The sequence below is a fragment of the Providencia zhijiangensis genome, assembly GCF_030315915.2.
GTDB classification, from domain to species: domain Bacteria; phylum Pseudomonadota; class Gammaproteobacteria; order Enterobacterales; family Enterobacteriaceae; genus Providencia; species Providencia zhijiangensis.
Genome location: NZ_CP135990.1, coordinates 2,535,349 through 2,548,473, shown reverse-complemented (window position 1 = coordinate 2,548,473; position 13,125 = coordinate 2,535,349). Strand labels below are relative to the sequence as shown.

13 protein-coding genes and 1 other RNA gene are annotated in these 13,125 nt (G+C 41.6%); 5 read left to right on the top strand and 9 right to left on the bottom strand.

What is annotated here, in order from left to right:
- Window positions 1–32 precede the first annotated feature (32 nt).
- Window positions 33–396, bottom strand: a transfer-messenger RNA (tmRNA) gene (gene ssrA, locus QS795_RS11765).
- Window positions 397–443: 47 nt separating this feature from the next.
- The gene (gene smpB / locus QS795_RS11760) at window positions 444–926 is read right to left on the bottom strand and encodes an SsrA-binding protein SmpB (protein ID WP_006814817.1); all 483 of its coding nucleotides are present in this window, start codon (window positions 924–926) and stop codon (window positions 444–446) included.
- Between the two features lie 153 nt (window positions 927–1,079).
- Here smpB and QS795_RS11755 point away from each other — a divergent pair, with 153 nt between their 5' ends.
- Window positions 1,080–1,514, top strand: a complete 435-nt coding sequence (locus QS795_RS11755) for a type II toxin-antitoxin system RatA family toxin (RefSeq protein WP_195848268.1) — start codon at window positions 1,080–1,082, stop codon at window positions 1,512–1,514.
- Window positions 1,507–1,800 carry an RnfH family protein gene (locus QS795_RS11750; RefSeq protein ID WP_211886192.1) on the top strand — a complete coding sequence of 98 codons (294 nt, stop codon included), beginning with the start codon at window positions 1,507–1,509 and terminating at the stop codon, window positions 1,798–1,800. The genes QS795_RS11755 and QS795_RS11750 overlap by 8 nt, the downstream gene beginning before the upstream one ends.
- A gap of 279 nt (window positions 1,801–2,079) precedes the next feature.
- On the opposite strand, the gene bamE is transcribed toward QS795_RS11750, so the two are convergent.
- The 3 genes from bamE to nadK all read right to left on the bottom strand — a co-directional run bounded on the left by bamE (window position 2,080) and on the right by nadK (window position 5,216).
- Window positions 2,080–2,472, bottom strand: a complete 393-nt coding sequence (gene bamE, locus QS795_RS11745) for an outer membrane protein assembly factor BamE (RefSeq protein WP_036949409.1) — start codon at window positions 2,470–2,472, stop codon at window positions 2,080–2,082.
- Window positions 2,473–2,584: 112 nt separating this feature from the next.
- Entirely contained in the window at window positions 2,585–4,246 is a 1,662-nt protein-coding gene (recN, locus tag QS795_RS11740) for a DNA repair protein RecN (protein WP_286268950.1), read from the bottom strand.
- A gap of 85 nt (window positions 4,247–4,331) precedes the next feature.
- Window positions 4,332–5,216: an NAD(+) kinase gene (gene nadK, locus QS795_RS11735; RefSeq protein ID WP_181478775.1), complete on the bottom strand. Its 885-nt coding sequence runs from the start codon at window positions 5,214–5,216 to the stop codon at window positions 4,332–4,334.
- A 116-nt stretch (window positions 5,217–5,332) separates the two neighbouring features.
- Between nadK and grpE the strand changes: the two genes are divergently transcribed.
- Entirely contained in the window at window positions 5,333–5,923 is a 591-nt protein-coding gene (grpE, locus tag QS795_RS11730) for a nucleotide exchange factor GrpE (RefSeq protein ID WP_286268947.1), read from the top strand.
- A gap of 93 nt (window positions 5,924–6,016) precedes the next feature.
- Here the strand turns inward: grpE and ung are convergent, their stop codons facing one another.
- Window positions 6,017–6,697 carry a uracil-DNA glycosylase gene (ung, locus tag QS795_RS11725; protein WP_286268945.1) on the bottom strand — a complete coding sequence of 227 codons (681 nt, stop codon included), beginning with the start codon at window positions 6,695–6,697 and terminating at the stop codon, window positions 6,017–6,019.
- 339 nt (window positions 6,698–7,036) lie between these two features.
- Between ung and grcA the strand changes: the two genes are divergently transcribed.
- Both grcA and QS795_RS11715 read left to right on the top strand, forming a co-directional pair.
- A complete protein-coding gene (gene grcA, locus QS795_RS11720; protein WP_286268943.1) occupies window positions 7,037–7,420 on the top strand; it encodes an autonomous glycyl radical cofactor GrcA in 384 nt (127 codons plus the stop codon).
- 160 nt (window positions 7,421–7,580) lie between these two features.
- A complete protein-coding gene (locus tag QS795_RS11715) occupies window positions 7,581–9,035 on the top strand; it encodes a Tle-like phospholipase domain-containing protein (RefSeq protein WP_286268941.1) in 1,455 nt (484 codons plus the stop codon).
- A gap of 52 nt (window positions 9,036–9,087) precedes the next feature.
- Here QS795_RS11715 and srmB read toward each other — a convergent pair whose 3' ends face one another.
- The 3 genes from srmB to hutG all read right to left on the bottom strand — a co-directional run bounded on the left by srmB (window position 9,088) and on the right by hutG (window position 13,123).
- Window positions 9,088–10,443 (bottom strand): ATP-dependent RNA helicase SrmB, encoded by a 1,356-nt coding sequence (srmB, locus tag QS795_RS11710; protein ID WP_154639208.1) that lies wholly within the window; start codon window positions 10,441–10,443, stop codon window positions 9,088–9,090.
- Between the two features lie 181 nt (window positions 10,444–10,624).
- The gene (gene gltS / locus QS795_RS11705; RefSeq protein ID WP_286268936.1) at window positions 10,625–11,830 is read right to left on the bottom strand and encodes a sodium/glutamate symporter; all 1,206 of its coding nucleotides are present in this window, start codon (window positions 11,828–11,830) and stop codon (window positions 10,625–10,627) included.
- A gap of 375 nt (window positions 11,831–12,205) precedes the next feature.
- On the bottom strand, window positions 12,206–13,123 hold the full coding sequence (gene hutG, locus QS795_RS11700) for a formimidoylglutamase (protein ID WP_286268933.1): 918 nt from the start codon (window positions 13,121–13,123) through the stop codon (window positions 12,206–12,208).
- Window positions 13,124–13,125 lie beyond the last annotated feature (2 nt).

Here is a 13,125-nt window from a genome sequence, read left to right as displayed (position 1 = left end):
CAGTCTTCTTTGGACGTCCTTAGAAGATAATTTGGTGGAGCTGGCGGGAGTTGAACCCGCGTCCGAAATTTCTACATCCTCGGTACTACATGCTTAGTCTAGTCTTTAATTTCATTTGCCAACTGCGGACAGACACGCCATCAACAAACTATCCTGATTAAGTTTAACGCTTCAACCCCAGGCAAGGCATCCACGCGATCTCTTTTGGGTTTGACTTCTCTTGATCCCCGTCCTAAGAGCGGAGGCTAGGGAGAGAAGGCTCTAAGCAGGTTATTAAGCTGCTAGTGCGTAGTTTTCGTCGTTTGCGACTATTTTTTTGCGGCTTTTTACGAGGCCAACCGCCCCTCGGCATGCACCTTGGGTTTCGCAAATCCCGTCGAATCCAGAATCAGCCCCAAGTTGTGAGCGCAGTATAACAGAAAATAACTCTATAAAGCTAGGACTTAGCGATTAGAATGTTTCATTATACGTGCTTTATCTAATTGCCACTCTCTATCTTTGATATCAGAACGCTTGTCGTGGGCTTTTTTACCTTTGGCGACGCCAATTTTCACTTTGCACCACGCGTTTTTCCAATATAAGGAAAGAGCGATGACGGTATAGCCTTCGCGGTTAACTTTACCGTAAAGGGTATCTAATTCACGTTGATTAAGAAGCAGTTTTCTGCTGCGAGTTGGGTCACAAACTACATGGGATGATGCGACCGTCAGTGGTGTAAAATTGGCACCAAACAGATAGGCTTCACCATCGCGCAGTAAAACGTAGCTATCACCAATGTTGGCTTTGCCCGCGCGTAATGATTTAACTTCCCAACCTTGTAGGGATAAACCCGCCTCGAACTCCTCTTCGATAGAATATTCGTGGCGAGCACGTTTGTTCATAGCAATTGTTGCTGAACCGGGTTTATATGGTTTTTTCTTTGTCATAGTTCATTCATTATACGTTAAGATGCGTTGAATGAAATCGTTCAACACTGATATTTTTGCGATTGTGCATTTCTTGCCCTGCACGGGTTTTGTTTTTTGAGTAACCCATCAATGGTGCTATTATATGCGCAGTTTTTGGGGATAGGAATTGATATGCCACAGATTAGTCGCTCTGCGTTAGTCCCTTTTAGCGCAGAACAAATGTATAAACTTGTGAATGATGTGGTTTCATATCCAAGTTTTTTACCGGGATGCGTTGGAAGCCGAATTATTAGCCAAAATTCTGATGAAATGACGGCATCGGTTGAGGTTTCAAAAGCGGGAATTAGCAAAACCTTCATTACGAAAAATGCGTTGGAAGACAATAAACGTATCCAAATGCAGTTAGTTGAAGGCCCTTTTAGAACCTTATCTGGGGGATGGCAGTTTATTCCTTTGAGTGCCGATGCCTGTAAAATTGAGTTTCATCTCGATTTTGAATTTACCAATAAGCTGATTGAGTTGGCATTCGGTAAAATATTCAAAGAGCTAGCCAATAATATGGTTCAAGCATTTACGTCTCGTGCTAAGGTCGTTTACCGTGTCTGATATCAATATTGAAGTGACTTATGCGTTGCCTGAAAAGCAATTTTTGCTTTCTGTGAAGGTTGCAGAAGGAACCACAATTGAAGATGCAATTATTGCATCGGGTATTTTAACGCTGCGTTCGGATATCGATTTAAAGAAAAATAAAGTAGGCATTTATAGTCGCCCTGCGAAATTGGGTGATGTCGTTCAAGAAGGGGATAGAATCGAAATTTATCGCCCATTGATTGCCGACCCGAAAGAGCTGCGCCGCAAGCGAGCTGAAAAATCGAAAGAGAATAACAAATAAGATATTGCGTAGTGAGCGAATCAATTTGATATGAAGCCGAGTGAAAGCTCGGTTTTTTTGTATCTCATTTATAGGTTTTTCTTTGTGAGTGCGATGAATGCTATCGATTGATAGGCTAGAACGTAGAAGATGGCGCTTTTATGTATTGACGAGAAATTATAAAGGGATAAATAAAAGTACTAAAGTAACTACCTGTTTGTTATCCCATTATTTAAACGGTACAGGTAGCTACTTATATACTCAAGTTATACACGCGCAAGCATGATGCTATATAGGGTGTTATTCCGCTGCTTTTGGTTCTGATGCTTTAACTTCACCAGCTTCCATGGCTTGTTGTGCTTCAAGGTTTTTTTCGTTTTTGATATCAGTCAGGATACCGTTACGATCAAACGTCAGCGTCAATGTTTCTTGCTTCACTGGGTCATGCCCCAGCTCTTGACGGAAAACATAAAACCAAGTCTGAGAACCAAACGGGTCAGTCATCATTGGCGTGCCTAAAGCATAAGCAACCTGTTGCTGTGTCATTCCTTTTTTAATCTTCGCAACATCTTTCGCCGTCAGGTAGTTACCTTGGTTAATATCCGGATGATAGACAAGACGTTCCATCATTGAACAGCCCGTGGACATTAATGCGAATGATAGTGCTGCAGCAGTTAACAATTTATAACGCATGGATATCTCATTCCTTTTGGAGTCAGAACATCAATGATAATCGACATTGATACAATTTAAAACCTTCCAGATCGACTCTAAGACAACAGGAGATAAAAAAAGTTGTCGAAATTTAAGCTGCGAGCAACTCTTTTGCATTAGCCAACGTATTTTTTGTCACTTCAGAACCTGCAAGTAACCGTGCAAGCTCTTGTAATCTCGATTTTTTATCCAGTAACTGCATGTGAGTCTCGGTTTCTACACCGTTTGTTTCTTTACTGACATAAAAATGGTGATGACCGCAGCCTGCGACTTGAGGCAAGTGAGTCACACACATAACTTGGGTGGATTCGCCAAGCTCACGGAGCAATTTCCCGACGATAGCGGCGGTTGGGCCACTGATACCCACGTCTACTTCATCAAAAATTAACGCCGGAGTATCCATTTTTTTCGCGGTGATCACTTGAATAGCTAAAGCGATGCGAGATAGCTCACCACCTGATGCGACTTTTGCTAAGGCTTGATGAGGTTGTCCCGGGTTTGTGGTGACATTGAATTCGACTTTGCAGGCACCATCGATTTGCAAATGTTCAGGAACAAATTTTACATCAATCGTGAATAGACCATGAGGCATTGAAAGTTGGTGCATGCTGCTGGTAATTAGTTGGCTGAGTTCTTGTGCGTAATGCAGGCGTACATGATGTAAACGTTCTGCACACTCTAATGCTTTTTGGTGATCAGCAATGACTTGTGCATTTAAAGCTTCACAATCTTCATTCTGATTAGCAATTTGATTTTGCTCTTCGACTAATTGCTGAAAGAGTTCAGGTAGAGCCTCAGGCGTAACATGATGTTTGCGCGCCAAACTAATTTGTTTGGAAATTCGCTGCTCCAATTCGAATAAGCGATTTGGGTCTAATTCGTATTGATCGCAGTAATGTTTAATTTCATCACTCACTTCACTAACTTGGATGGCCGCTTCTTCCAGCATATCCAATAGTCCTGAAAATTTAGGATTCAGAGTGACTAAATCAGAAAGCTCATTTTTTGCCATATTAAGAAGGCTGATGACGTTTGCATCGTCACTTTCTGTCAGAATTTGTGCAGTCGTTTGCCCAATAGTTAAAAATTGCCCGTGATTAGCAAGCTGCTTATATTCTTGGTCAATTTCTTCAAACTCCCCTTGAACGGGTAGGAACTCATTTAACTCTTTTAAATGATAATCAAGTAATTGCTGGCGAGATTCACGCTCTTGCATCTGTTTTTGAAAAACAGCTAATTGCTGACAAGACTCATGCCACTTTTGCCACGTTTGCTTCATTTGAGCGAGTAATTCTTGCTGATTAGCATAAGCATCAAGTAAGGATTGCTGATGGTCATTATCCAGTAATAACTGGTGAGCGTGTTGGCCATGAATTTGGATCAGTAATGCACCGAGTTCACGTAATTGGGATAAGGGAACGGAAACACCGTTAATAAAGCCTCGAGAGCGCCCATCGGTTGCGATGGTACGGCGAAGCAAGCATTCATTTTGATTATCAAGTTGATGCTCAATGAGCCAGTTTGCCGCCATTTGAGCGTCAGACAGTGAAAAACGGGCACACAGATCGGCACGTTGAGCACCAGGGCGAACCATGTTGGCTTCACCTCGGTTACCTAAACATAAACCAAGAGCATCGATAGCGATGGATTTACCCGCACCGGTTTCACCTGTAATTGTCGTCATACCGCTACGAAAATCGATTTCTAACTCACGAACGATAGCAAAATTATTGATGGTTAGTTGGGTTAGCATCTGCGCTCTCCTGTTTAAATACACACCTGTGTTTTCATACAGTTTAAACTGTTTTTTTATACAGTAAAGAGGCAGTACGAAAAATTTAAAAAGTTTTTTTAGACCAACCGAGTTTTGAACTTAATGTATTGAAATAATTGTAATCTTTTGGATGAACTAAATTCAGACTCTTCGAACTGCGTTTAATAATCACCTCTTCGCCATCCTGGATAGGTAACATAATTTGACTATCGCAACTGACTTCATAATCAATATTGGTGCGTAAAAATTTTAAGCGAATACTGCTGTCGCTACTGATAACTAATGGGCGAGACGATAAGGTGTGTGGGAACATCGGCACGAGTACAATAGCGTCTAGATTTGGTGTAAGGATAGGACCCCCAGCGGATAAAGAGTAGGCTGTTGAGCCTGTCGGGGTTGCAATAATTAAGCCGTCTGAGCGTTGTGAAAAGGCAAATTTTTCATCAATGTAGACTTCAAATTCAATCATATGCGCGACTTTACCTGGGTGCAGAACCACTTCGTTGATGGCGCTACTTTTACGGGCTTTTTGATTCGCTTTGATAACTTGAGCTTCTAATAAAAAGCGTTGTTCTTCATGATATTCCCCATCAAGAACACAAGAAAGTTGTTGAAGGGCATTGTCGGGGTCTAGGTCGGTTAAAAAGCCTAAATTACCACGGTTTACGCCAATAACTTTATTGTTATAGCGGGATAAAATTCGCGCAGCTCCAAGCATGTTGCCATCGCCTCCGACAACGACGACTAAATCTGCTTGCTGACCGATTTCTGTTAAAGTTCCTGTATTGGCATCTTTTAATTTCAAATCCTTAGCCACTTGTTTATCAATTATTGCGTGGTAATTTTTTGAAATCAGCCAATGGTAGATAAGTTCATGGGTCGCCAGTGCTTCAGGGTGCCTTGGGTGTCCGACAATACCGATAGTTTTAAATTGTGAAGATGGTGTCATCTTAGCCTTTTGCATACTTTTTTAACTCCTCGTTGTATGACTTCCCTTGAATCCCTGTATTAGATCCCCATAATACTCTCATAGATAGAATTATTGCTAAATACGCGGAGATATTCATGAGTAGTAAAGAACAAAACATGCATGATGAGCAAGCTTCTGAGCAAAATGAAACACAAAAAGTGCAAGCAGAGCAAGAAGTTGATACTCAACAAGCAGATTTACAAGCCGAAGAACAAGCGTTAGCAGCGCGTATTGCTGAGCTTGAACAGCAACTTGAAGCTTCCCGTAAAACTGAACGCGAAGCGATGTTACGTGCTCACGCTGAAATCGAAAATATTCGTCGTCGTACAGAACAAGATATTGAAAAAGCCCACAAGTTTGCGCTTGAGAAGTTTTCCAATGAATTGTTGCCTGTGATTGATAACTTAGAGCGTGCAATTGAAGCCGCTGATCGTGACAACGAAGAATCCAAAGCAATGTTAGAAGGCTTAGATCTTACGTTGAAAACGTTCTTAGATGCCGTTTCTAAGTTTGGTATTGAGCCTGTTGATGAGGCGAATGTGCCATTCAACCCTGAAGTTCACCAAGCCATGACCATGATTGAATCCCCAGACCATAGTGCAGGTCAGGTGATCAACGTAATGCAAAAGGGTTATACCTTGAATAACCGTCTGCTGCGCCCTGCAATGGTAATTGTTTCTAAATAAGTTTAGAACATAAATAATTTTAGGGTATATAACGTGAATGGGATGCAGAGCATCCCATTTTTCTATGGCGAGCTTTATTGCTATAGAATGTGTTTATTCAGGAATAACCGGATACCAATCAATCGGTGCGCGACCTTGTTGTTCAAGCAATTGATTAGCTTTTGAGAAATGACCACATCCTAGAAAGCCTCGATGTGCAGACAGTGGGGATGGATGAGGGGCTTTAAGTACATGGTGGCGTTTAGTATCGATAATGCGACCTTTCTTTTGTGCATGAGAGCCCCATAAAAGAAAAATTACACCCTCAGTATGGTCATTAATCGCCTGAATCACTTTATCAGTAAAGGTTTCCCAGCCTAGATGTGCATGTGAGTGCGCATTACCTTGTTCTACAGTTAATACCGTATTGAGGAGTAAAACCCCTTGTTGCGCCCAGCTAAGCAGGTACCCATGTTCCGGGCGGACAAATCCAGGAATATCTTTCTCAAGCTCTTTATACATATTGACGAGTGAAGGCGGCGCTTTAATACCCGGACGTACAGAAAAGGATAATCCGTGTGCTTGTCCCGGCCCATGATAGGGATCTTGTCCCAAGATAACGACTTTGATGTCTGCTAATTCAGTATAGCGAAACGCATTGAAAACATCTTCTTGCGGCGGGTAGATTACTTTTCCGCTTTCTCTCTCTTTTGCGACAAACGCGAGAGTCTCTTTGAAATAGGTTTGTGATTTTTCCGCACCGATTACGTCGTGCCAAGTCATCGTATTTGACATGAATGATTCCATAGTGATGTGTTTTATAGTTCGTAGCTTACTGGTTCATGACGTATAGATAAAGTGTTGTTCTGCGCTAACTCTCTAAAAGCGCTTCAAATTAATTTGAAAATTTACAAAAATAATTAAAAAATCCAAATGTGAATATTGATTTAAATCATGAAGATGCACCGGTTTGGTTAATTACCATACGAAATATTTGATAAATATCAAAGAATGTAGGGGTTCTAGCTGGTATATATTAGATAAACAGGTTGGTTAGACCAATTATCCAATCAACAGCGATTAAAAACAGTTAGCAAAGATTGATCAAAATCTGATTCGAACGTGGAGGTCGAGATGATTACTGGTATTCAAATTACTAAAAGTGACAATGCAGCACTGCTGAACTCTTTCTGGTTAATCGATAGCGAGACAAATGAAGCTCGTTGCGTGTGTGCAAAAGCAGATTATAGCGAAGGCCAGGTTATTCCTAAAGATGAACTGGGTGCTTTTGAGAGCCGTGAAGTTCCTCTCGAAATGAAACCAACTGTTCGTGTAGAAGGTGGTCAGCACTTAAATGTTAACGTATTAAGCCGTGAAACATTAGAAGATGCAGTAAAAAACCCAGAAAAATATCCTCAATTAACTATCCGTGTTTCTGGTTATGCAGTGCGTTTTAATTCATTAACGCCTGAACAGCAGCGTGACGTTATTACTCGTACTTTCACTGAAAGCCTGTAATAAACATTAAGGGGTCAATAGATCTCTTATCTTAATAAATTCTAAAAGCCATTGTTCTCAATGGCTTTTTTATTTACCTCTAACAAAGTTGATTATTTCCTCCCTTGGTTATTTATATTTCAATATTCTTCCAGCATACAGCATTTGTTAGGGAGAATTTATGCCATTCAATACAGCAATACAGCAGACAGTAAGTAAGGACGAACTTTCTTTTGTTGAAGAAGGTTTAAATTTATATCAACAAAATACATTTTTAGATTCATCATGCAGTTTTAGAGATAAATGGCCTAAGAATGTCACAAGAGAGGAGTTTTTAGGAAGAGATGCACAGAATAAAGATTATCTTTTAGCGTTACTATCACAAGGTGCCTATCATCGTAATTGGCGTGATATTCAAGGAGTAGAAAAACTTAGCCCGTCAAAAATTAATGAATTAGGCATAGATGCAGAACTTTTAAATAATGAATTTACAGGTTTTCAATCAAATATTTGTTGTTTTAATGGTCTGCATATTATTTGCTTTGCGGGGACGAATGATATTGTCGATTTTTATGCCAATATTCGGCAAGGGCTAGGATATTACGAACCTCAATTCTTTCAGGCTGTGGGGTTAACTAATATTCTATATCGAGCCGTGAAAGGCAATATTATCTGTACAGGGCACTCTCTAGGGGGAGGTCTTGCATCAATAGCGGCATTGGCGAGTCAATCACCTTGTATTTCATTTAGTCCTTCAGGGCTTGCTCAAAACACAGTACATAAAATTGGAATGGATTATAACATTGCTAAGCAACAAGCAGATGAAGGTTTGATACGCTTTTATACTGTTCAATATGATTGGCTTGATGCACTTCAAAACACGTTACCAATCCCTTCTGCGTTGGGAAACCGTATCAAAATGGCTTACAGCGAACATAATTCTTGGAAAGACTGGTTACCACACCGTTTGATGGCCAGGAGCTTTATTGCACATTCAATGGTTAAGATTATTAGGATGATGTGCAAACATAAACCATGGAATAATTGGAATGCGATTACAGGTGAATTTGATAAAACAGCGGATTCTATGTTGAGTGAATTTCCTAACGTAGAGCAGAAACAAAGTTTTAATTGGCAAGAAAGTTGTAAAAATTCAATTAAGAAAGAAAACATCAGTGAATTTAAAGCATTGCTTTCAATGAAAAATAAGCACTGCGATATTGATAAACTCGCTATGCAATCTGTTCGTACAGGTAATAGCCAATTTATAAAAGTATTATTGGAGTCACCATATGGGCAGGGAATTAAAAAAATGCAGTTGGCTCAGCAAAAAACTGTTTTACATTTAGCGGCCCAAAGTGGGAGAGTGGCTCAATCAGAAATTTTGCTGAGTAATGGTTTAATAGTCAACGTGAGAGATAATTTGGGAAATACTCCGTTGCATGATGCTTTAAATAGTCACTCTTTAGATGTCGCTGAATTATTATTATCGAATGGTGCAGATTGGCGAATGGAAAACAATCAGGGTTATAACTGCCGAGATATTTTAGATAATCATATGATAAAAGCAGAATCGTTAACTAATGAAAGCCGGGCTATGAGGGAGAGGGTCTATAAGCTAATGAACTTAAGTTAATAAATGAAAAACGGGCCGAAGCCCGCTTTTGTCAGTATCACTCGATTGAGTTTTACTTGGTTTTATTGCTATCTGCAGTTGCAGATGGCGCAGTTGTAGATGATATAGCTGGAGTGCGACGTTTACCGATATTTTTCTTATCGCGATGGCGTACTTTTTCTTTTTTCTTGCTTTGCTCTTCTTTTTTCTTCTCTTTACGCTTAGCCAGCACTTTCTTAGATGGTTTGGGCTTATTCAGCATCGCTTCAGAAGGCGCTTTGGTTGTTGGGCGTAATGAATCTACCACGCGCATCTTAATCGGATCTTCGATGTAGCGAGTGATTTTACCCAGTAGAGGAAAATCGTGTGCTTCAACTAAAGAAAGAGCAGTACCTTTGCGTCCAGCACGACCAGTACGGCCGATACGGTGCAAATAGACATCTGCAGTGCGTGGTAAGTCGAAATTAAAAACATGACTGACGTTTTCAATATCTAACCCACGGGAAGCAACGTCTGTCGCAACGAGGACTTTCACTTGCCCAGTCACTAAGCGGCGAACGGCTTCGTTACGCTTCGCTTGCACCATTTCGCCTTCGATATAGCAAGGCTCAATACCAGCCTCACGCAGCCATTGAACAACTTCACGAACGCGTTCACGCTTACGCACGAAGACAATCGATTTGGTGACATCTTCTTGCTTGATAAGGTGGCACAGTAAAGCAGTTTTATGTTCTAACGTGTCAGCGCGATAGTAGAATTGTTGGATTTTCTTGCGTTCACGGCGCGAAGGATCCGCTTCAATTTCGATAGGATCTTCAAGCAAGCGCTCAGCAAAATCACGAATCGCTTCACCTTCAAGGGTGGCGGAGAACAACATGGTTTGCTTACGCCAGCGGGTTTCGCCTGCGATCGTTTCGATATCGTGCGCAAAGCCCATGTCCAGCATACGGTCAGCTTCATCGAGGATCAGAATTTCCACAGCGCGGCAATCGAAGTTTTCTTCTTTAATGTATTGCAGCAAACGCCCAGTGGTTGCGACGACGATATCTTGGTTTTCGCTGAAAACTTCAGCGTGGTTCATATACGCAACGCCGCCTGTAATGGTGGCAACGTCTAAATGATTATGTGCACACAACTCTTTAGCTTGATCAGCGACTTGCATAGCGAGTTCGCGAGTTGGTGTTAAAATCAGAACGCGAGGCGGACCTGATTTTTTTCTTGGGAAATCAAGTAAATGTTGAATGGCTGGCAATAAGAATGCCGCAGTTTTACCTGTTCCGGTTGGGGCTGAACCTAAAACGTCGCGTCCATCCATTGCAGGAGGGATGGCGGCTTCTTGGATGGCCGTCGGGCGCTCGTAACCTTTATTGGTCAGCGCGGTGATCAGGCTTTCATCAAGCTCAAGTTCAGAAAAAGTGGATGCAGTCATGATATACCTCTATTTGGGGCGCTGATTATAAACAGGTTAGCAAAATTGTTCACCACAAAAATCAGCTTTGTGCAGAGTTTACCTGTTTTTGTTGGCGGGGGGTATATAAGGAAGCGGCTTACTGATAATGCTCCCTCTTACCAAACTCTGTCGTATAGTTGGTAAGAGGGATGAAGTGGAATTAGCTGAGTATGTTAATTAACCAAGTGTGGTAAGGAATTCCCACGAGGTCGATAAGTACAGCTCCACTTAGTGGCACAATCATAAACGCTTTCATAGAAACTTGTTTGTAGCGCTCACAGACCGATGACATGTTTGCCATTGCGTTCGGCGTTGCACCTAAACCATGTCCCATCATGCCTGAACACATTACTGCGGCATCGTAGTTTTTGCCTAACAGTCTAAAGACAACGAAAACAACGAACAGGATGATGGCAATAGTTTGCGCCAGTAAGATGATGAATAATGGCAGCGCGATAACTTTCAGTTCCCAAATCTTAAGCGACATCATCGCCATGGTTAAGAACAAGCCCAGTGAAACATCAGAAATTAAGTTGATGGATTTTTGGTTAATACGAACAATTTCAACTTGGTCGTTAATGTTGCGCACAATAATCGCGATAATCATGGCGCCTACATAGCTTGGTAAAGAGAATCCTGTGGCTTTAGTGAATTGCGCAGACGCAAATTGACCGACGACCATTACACCTAAAATCAGCGCTAACATTTTTAAGAATGCATGGGCGTCGATAGAGTCAATTTTACCTGCCAGTTTCTCTTCAACTTTCATGCTTTCAACATTATCTTCAGCTTGAATAGTGACTTTGTGTTTTTTAATTAAGTAGCTTGCGATAGGGCCACCTAATAGGCTTCCTGAAATCAGACCAAACGTTGCAGCCGCAATCGCTGCTACGGTTGCAGACTGTACGCCAAGACCTTCAGCCATACCACCAAAGGCAGCCGCACCACCGTGTCCACCTGTTAAGGAAACACCGCCAGCCATGATCCCGATAACTGGGTCGATACCTAGCAAATGCGCCAAACCGGCACCAAAGGTGTCTTGGAAAATAACCAATGTCCAGCAAATTAACAAGTAAGTAATCAATAAGCGTCCGCCGCTTTTTAATACGCGGAAGCTGCCATCAATACCAACAGTTGTAAAGAACGCCACCATTAAGAATGATTGCAAGCTGGTATCGAACGTAATCTCAGCTAAATCGAAAGACTTTAATCCCCAGATAATCAAACTGACTAAAAATCCACCAATAACCGGTGAAGGGATACAAAAACGTTGCAGCCATTCAATGCGTTTTTTGAGGTGAACACCCATGAGTAGGCAAACTACTGTCAGGAAGAGGGTGGTGAGTGTGTCGATTTGGAATGTCATTTCTTTCCCTTTTTATTTATACCATGTCTTTCGTGCTACAGCGTTGTTGGCCGCGTTCGGCTACCCTAGTCACATACTTATGTATGCTTCTGGGGATATCCTCGCTCACCGCCTATTTCGAGCCACAGCGTTGTTGGTTTCTCTCAGGTACCCTAGTCACATACTTTATGTATGCTCCTAGGGCTACCTTCGTTTACCGCCTAGCTGTGATTCGAAATTCGAGGGTATAAATGACTTTTCAGAGGGAAAAACATTTATATTTCAATTCACAATGCTGTTTATTTTTAACTAATTGCTTAGTTGACTAAGCTTTTATTTATATTTTGAAAGACAAGGTAAAGTTGTTTATCAGTCGTTTTATTGTGTTTGTTGTTTTTAGAATAAATATTGGTAAACCAAATAAGCGGCTAGTTTTGATGTGTGGTTATCAATATCAAATTCAGGGTTGCACTCAGCGATATCAAACAGCGCAATCTTGCCGCTGGATTTGATGACACTAAATAATTCATCAAATGTTTCAGTAGAAATCCCTCGAGCGGCTGGCGCACTGACTCCCGGTGCGATACCCGCAGAGAACACATCTAAATCCACAGTGACATACAGGTAATCCACAGAATTTATAAATTGTTTAATTTTTTCAATTACTTGTGGTAATAAGCTTGTGGTTAAGGCTTTATCGCGAATATAGTGGCAGCCTAAGCGATCCGCTGTATCGAATAACACCTTGGTGTTGCCATGATCCGCAATGCCTAAACACAGGTAGTTAAAAGGACGCTGATGTTTTGCACACAGTTGTGAGGATTGTAAAAATGGTGTACCGGATGTGGCTTCTGGGGCTTCACGTAAATCAAAGTGCGCATCAAAATTGATAATCCCAATGGTCTTTTCTGGCTGATGTTTTTGAACGAAATCGAAAACGCCTTGAAAGCTCGCAAAGCCGACTTCGTGCCCACCGCCTAAAACAATGGGTTTTTGACGCTGTTCTAACACTGAGATTATTTCATCAGATAGGCGACGTTGAGCTGCTTCCAGCTCACCATCGTCACAACTTACGGTTCCCACATCACGGATAGCCAATGGCTGGTGGATAGGTAAGCCAGCAAGTTGACGACGAATGGCATCAGGGCCAGCTTTAGCACCTTGGCGGCCTTTATTGCGGCGAACACCTTCGTCTGAAGCGAAGCCGATAATGGCAAACTCTGCAGGTGAGCGTTGGTTGATGACTTGGTGAATGCGTAAATGTTCCTGTGTTTCACCATCAGTACGACCCTGCCATTGAAAAGGTTGTGTCATAG

Excerpts from the sequence above, each read along its gene's own strand:
- grcA (WP_286268943.1), top strand. The coding sequence starts at position 7,037 with ATGATTACTGGTATTCAAATTACTAAAAGTGACAATGCAGCACTGCTG.
- QS795_RS11755 (WP_195848268.1), top strand. The coding sequence starts at position 1,080 with ATGCCACAGATTAGTCGCTCTGCGTTAGTCCCTTTTAGCGCAGAACAA.
- recN (WP_286268950.1), bottom strand. The coding sequence starts at position 4,246 with ATGCTAACCCAACTAACCATCAATAATTTTGCTATCGTTCGTGAGTTA.
- nadK (WP_181478775.1), bottom strand. The coding sequence starts at position 5,216 with ATGACACCATCTTCACAATTTAAAACTATCGGTATTGTCGGACACCCA.
- gltS (WP_286268936.1), bottom strand. The coding sequence starts at position 11,830 with ATGACATTCCAAATCGACACACTCACCACCCTCTTCCTGACAGTAGTT.
- grpE (WP_286268947.1), top strand. The coding sequence starts at position 5,333 with ATGAGTAGTAAAGAACAAAACATGCATGATGAGCAAGCTTCTGAGCAA.
- bamE (WP_036949409.1), bottom strand. The coding sequence starts at position 2,472 with ATGCGTTATAAATTGTTAACTGCTGCAGCACTATCATTCGCATTAATG.
- QS795_RS11715 (WP_286268941.1), top strand. The coding sequence starts at position 7,581 with ATGCCATTCAATACAGCAATACAGCAGACAGTAAGTAAGGACGAACTT.
- srmB (WP_154639208.1), bottom strand. The coding sequence starts at position 10,443 with ATGACTGCATCCACTTTTTCTGAACTTGAGCTTGATGAAAGCCTGATC.
- ung (WP_286268945.1), bottom strand. The coding sequence starts at position 6,697 with ATGTCAAATACGATGACTTGGCACGACGTAATCGGTGCGGAAAAATCA.
- smpB (WP_006814817.1), bottom strand. The coding sequence starts at position 926 with ATGACAAAGAAAAAACCATATAAACCCGGTTCAGCAACAATTGCTATG.
- hutG (WP_286268933.1), bottom strand. The coding sequence starts at position 13,123 with ATGACACAACCTTTTCAATGGCAGGGTCGTACTGATGGTGAAACACAG.